1 protein-coding gene is annotated in these 2,395 nt (G+C 28.9%); it reads right to left on the minus strand.

Annotated features, from left to right (window positions below; all coding sequences use genetic code 11):
* On the minus strand, positions 1–2,395 hold a 2,395-nt coding region (locus L8W68_RS08145; RefSeq protein ID WP_263675753.1), incomplete at both ends, for a hypothetical protein.

Genomic DNA, 2,395 nt, shown 5'->3' on the forward strand with positions numbered 1-2,395 from the left:
TTTCATCTATCTCTTTTTTCTCATCATCATCATCTAAAGCATTATCACCTATTAAATTAAGTGAAGCTGTTTGTTCAAATGCAGGTAAATCTCCGCCTTGAGAATTGTCTATATCAGGAAGTTCAGGTTTAACCAAATCTATTTTAGAAATATCATCAAATTTAGTAAAACTAAATTTTGTATAAGCTAAACCTTTATTTTCATCTGTAATGTAATTAGCAATTTTTGCAACATTATTATTTAATTCACTGATATCATTTGACAAAGCATTATAGGTATTATAAGCATTAAGCCAGTTATCAAAAGCTTGAGTAAATTTAGGATCATCATAACCCAATTTTCCTTTATTAACCAAATCTAATAATCTATTAAATTCAGCCTCTGCGTTTTTATAAGCTTGCTCTTTATCTTTAAAGACTTGTTCTAGTTCTTTGTGTTTATTATATTGCTCTAAAAGATAATCTTTATTTTTATCTAAATATGAGATTATTCCTAAAGTATTATTTACGCTAGGTTTAATGGTATTATTATAAACAGCTAAAGCTTCATCATTTAATCTTTTATCAAAATTATGCTCTTTATAGTTTAGTAAAAAGCTAATACCTTGAGCCATACTTAAAGCTTTATCATCATCTTTTATATCTAAATGCGCTTTTACTATAGCTTTAATCTCATCTTCTCTAGATTCTTTATTTAATCCTTTAAAAGCATTGATTAAACTAACTAGATTTTTAATATCTATAGTGTAGTTTTCTTTTCTTAGTTCATCGATAATCCATTTCATAATGATATCAGCATATAAATCATCACTACCTAGGATAATATCAGAATCTATTGGATCTGTTGGTTTAGATGGTTTTTCTATAGTATTTGCTTTAGATAGAAAGTCATTATATGCATCATTTTGAGTAGAATCATCATAAGTATGAATTTGAATTTCACTACTAGTACTACCCCAATAATTTTGATCAGCAGTTGCATTGCCTAAATCATTTTCATGATGATAAATATGGATATTATCTAAAAATGCATTATGACTAAGAAAAAGTTTTCCAAATAATTTGCCACTAGAATCTTTTCGTGCATTTAATATAATATTTGGATTAAAATATATAAATATATTCGAAAAGCTTGCTCTATGTGGATAACCTACACCCCCAGCAAATCCTCCGGCATAACCTCCCCAAGCACCATAAGCAGTAATTTTTTCAATACTATTTAAAGATATATTATTAAAATTAGAATCACTACTTTCACCTACAAATCCACCAGCAAAAGAGTTGCCATATATATTACCATAATTGCCACCTCGACTACTGATATTTTTTATATTATTTAAAGATATATTAGAAAATGTTCCATCAGTGGTTCCAGCGAAACCACCTGCTCTAGACCATCCTCCATACATACCATAGTCACTATAACTACTAATATTTTCTATATTATTTAAAGATATATTAGAAAATGTTCCTGAAGCACTTCCAGCAAAACCACCCGTCCAAGTATCATCTGCTGAATTTTCTATATTTCGTATATTATTTAAAGATATATTAGAAAATGTTCCTGAAGCACTTCCAGCAAAACCACCTACAACAGAATTATCATCACGATTGGAATTGCTAATACTTTCTATATTGCTTAAAGAAACATATTCAAAAAATGAATTTTTTGATTTGCCAATAAATCCTCCAATATAACGCCAACCATCTTTTACATTTTTTTGTTTCTGAATTTTACCATTCATATAATCAATATTTATATTTTTAAAATTAGCGCCATCAGAATTTCCAAAAATTCCTATATATTTATATTCAGATTTATCTTCTAGTGTGGTTATATCCATATTGATATTTTTCAAAGCATAACTTTGCCCATTGAAAGTCTTAGTAAAAGCATTAGTATCAGTACTACCTACTATCATAGAAGTACAGCCAAGGCCATCTATACAGTAATTTGCATAGTTTTGCCAGTCTTTGCCTTCTGTTCCTTGTCCTTTATTACCACTAAAATCAATATTCCCTACCAATCTAAACTCATCTATACTTCTAGTAACACCTAAACCTTCATTCCAACCTTTTGCAAAGTGCCACCATTCTATGGCATTATCTTTTTCATTTCCCATATTACCTATAGTTAACGCTTTTTTAAAATTAGAGCTTCCTGTATGAGTTGTGCCACTAGAATCTGTATAGTTGACTATATTTATATTTGTGTTATTTCCAAATTTATAGCCATCATTTGCAAAATTTATCATTTGTCTTTGTATGTAACCACCTTCTGTGGCTGTTACATTTATGGTAGAATTTAAATTTGTACTATCTGCGTCTATATACACATTTTTTCCCACTAAATGTGTAGTTGAGTTTTTATTCCCTAATTTACCACCTTGTATGTC

The organism is Campylobacter sp. FU_497, assembly GCF_025772425.1.
Taxonomy (GTDB): domain Bacteria; phylum Campylobacterota; class Campylobacteria; order Campylobacterales; family Campylobacteraceae; genus Campylobacter_D; species Campylobacter_D lari_C.